The organism is Wolbachia endosymbiont of Tuta absoluta (genome assembly GCF_059414725.1).
Genome location: NZ_JBNRJY010000086.1, coordinates 1 through 2,881 on the forward strand (window position 1 = coordinate 1; position 2,881 = coordinate 2,881).

The 2,881-nt window shown below is 35.7% G+C and carries 2 protein-coding genes, 1 tRNA gene and 1 pseudogene; all 4 read left to right on the forward strand.

Going from position 1 to position 2,881, the window contains the following annotated elements; translation table 11 throughout:
• Positions 1-301 (forward strand): ankyrin repeat domain-containing protein (locus ACJ5GX_RS01040; RefSeq protein WP_495292594.1); only part of this gene is annotated, 301 nt, incomplete at its 5' end.
• Positions 302-513: 212 nt separating this feature from the next.
• Positions 514-585, forward strand: a tRNA-Thr gene (locus tag ACJ5GX_RS01045).
• Positions 586-662: 77 nt separating this feature from the next.
• Positions 663-848 (forward strand): annotated as a pseudogene (locus tag ACJ5GX_RS01050) (nitrilase-related carbon-nitrogen hydrolase); the annotation flags it as partial.
• Between the two features lie 307 nt (positions 849-1,155).
• A partial coding sequence (locus tag ACJ5GX_RS01055) for an endonuclease/exonuclease/phosphatase family protein (RefSeq protein WP_495292595.1) occupies positions 1,156-2,881 on the forward strand: 1,726 nt, incomplete at its 3' end.

The following is a 2,881-nucleotide window of genomic DNA, read 5'->3' on the forward strand; positions in this document are numbered from 1 at the left end:
GAATATATTGAAACTCTTAGTGGAACAACATTCAGTTAACCCAGATATTCCTACTTATGCTAGAATAACGCCACTACATCTTGCTTGCGAAAACGGGCACTTAGAAGTAGTTAAATATTTGATAAATGATAAAAATGTACCAATCGAAAGTAAAGACTTGAAATTACGGACACCCCTATTTTGTGCTGCTAAAAATGGTCATATAGAAATAATCAAATATCTTTTAAATAAAGGGGCGAATTTAAATGATCGATCTGAAAATAAACACCAAATTTCTCGATTTTTCCAAAATTTGTTTTAAACGGTTTTGAAGCTCTTTTTTTCAACGATTTTTCGTTGAAATATCAGATTTACTATTTTTCGGAATTTCGGTTTCAATCCCGTAGCCATGACATATGTTCTGATTTCCTCTTTTACCATAGTATTCGTTACAATAACTTATACTAGATGTCGCTTGTACGTCGCTTCGAGACAAGTACCAAGAGATAGAAAAATTGGCAAGTGTCAGTCGAGGCGCCGGTAGCTCAGTTGGCAGAGCAGTGGGACGGTACCCCACGGTCCCGGGTTTAAGTCCCGGCGGGCGCTGACATTTTTTCAATTTCTTATTTTCATTTATAGAATATTGAGTTCATAAATAATTTCAGGACGAGAAAGATCCGTCAAAAATGTACAACACGCACGTAATAATCAACAACAAGGGTGAAATAGTACAAACATATAGAAAACTGCATTTATTCGACGTGGAAATTCCGGAGAAGAATGTGAGACTGAAAGAGAGTGATTTTTCGCATCCCGGCTGCCATATTGTATCGCCCGTGGATACGCCTATTGGTAAAATTGGTGAGTGAAGCAAAATACTCATTATAATACGACCTCTAAGATTTACATGCCTTCTTTAATTATGATCAAAACACCCGACTGCGAGGGCGCAGTCTTAATTTAAAAACCCCGTTTCTCTTACAAATATCACTATCAAGTATGTGAAAGGAATTCCAAAGATTGTTGATACTAAAAAACTCCAAAAAACTAAAATCTACCCAACAAACTATACAGGATTCAAAGATTGACGACGTAACACACGAAATAGTCACCACATACCCTGACCTTCAAAACATCAAGGCATGTTTAAATTTTCTTTACCTCAATGCTCGAAGTGTGTGCAATAAATTTGATGAACTACAATGTATCCTACGATCTATTAATACATCCACACATATTGTCTTACTAACAGAAACATGGTTCAAATCTGAAGAACAAGCCCTAAAATTTCAACTACCGAATTATACCCATTATTTCAATTTACGAGACGACAAGGTTGGCGGCGGAGTTTCAGCTTATATACATAACGACCTAAAGCACACACTTGTTGAATCAACCTACTCTGGAGGCAATAATTACCTTTGGATAAAATTAGACAAATACTCAGTCAACATAGGCATTATCTACTATCCTGGAAATACAGATTACAAGGAATTCATTGACAAACTAGAGTTGCAACTACATCAGCAAAAGAGAGTAATCTTGTTTGGTGATTTCAATGTAAATCTGCTTGAAAAGGGGTCCAAAAAACAAAAACTAAAACAAAAGGAATCATACGTTAGTACCCTAAAAGCGGAAGGCTATAAAATCTTAAACAAAGTTACCCAAAAATACTACACTAGAAAGACTCCCACTGCTGCGGCGTCGATAATAGATCACGTGAGCACCGACTTGATCAATGATAAATTTCATCTCTCTCTGATCGAATCTTCATTGTCTGACCACAGACAAATTTATCTAACACTGAAAAGACAGAAACCTCTAGCTAAACAACGTGTCACCTACAATGCACTGGACTATGATAAATTATACCAGTTAACGAAACAACAAAAATTACTAAATATCCCTAACTATCAAGACCTAGAAAATGAAGTTAAAGAACTGATAGACAAAAGTAAAATAACGAAATCTAAAATTTTAAATCTTCCCCAAGAAGATTGGATAAACATAGATATTATAAACGAAATTAACCTAAAGAATGAACTTTGGACGGAACATAAAAATAACCCTACAAATAAAAGTCTAGAAAACGCTTTCAATGAAAAGAAAGATGCTACAGCAACCCTAATAAAGAAAACAAAGGACAATTATTACTATGGAAAATTCATCAAACTTTACAAGGAACCTAAGAAAACGTGGGAACTCATTGACTACCTCTCTGCAAACAAAATTAAAAATAACGCTATCCCTTCCAAGCTTATAATTGACATGAAAACCATAACTGACCCTACTGAAATATGTCACGCGCTTAACAAATTCTTTTCCAATATCGGAGCCCAACTTGCAAAAGACATATCACCTCCTTATGACACAACAAACAACACAAACACTCTTTCATCACTCATACCTACAACACAAACGAACGTTCACCGAATTACATCATTTGAGCCTACTACCGTAGATGAAGTAACTCAAATCATTAATGGTTTAGATTCTAATACAAGTATCGGTCTAGATGGAATCAGTACAAAAGCGCTAAAATGTATAACACCTCTTATTGTAGAAAGCCTTACTAAATGCTTTAACGATTTGCTAACACAGGCGCACTTTCCCACATCTCTAAAATTGGCCAAAGTAAGTCCGATTCATAAATCAGGCCCCAAAACTGATCCCAGTAACTATAGGCCAATTTCAGTGCTACCAGTGTGTTCAAAGATCTTTGAAAAGATACTCTACAAACGCTTAGATGCCTATCTAGAATCTATCAACTTCATTTCAGACAGACAATTCGGATTCCGGCCCAAAAGCAACACTCTTGCCGCAACTGTTGACCTGGTAACGAAAATCAGGCATAATATTGATATTAAAAAAATAGTTCTCGGTGTGTTTATCGACTTAAAAA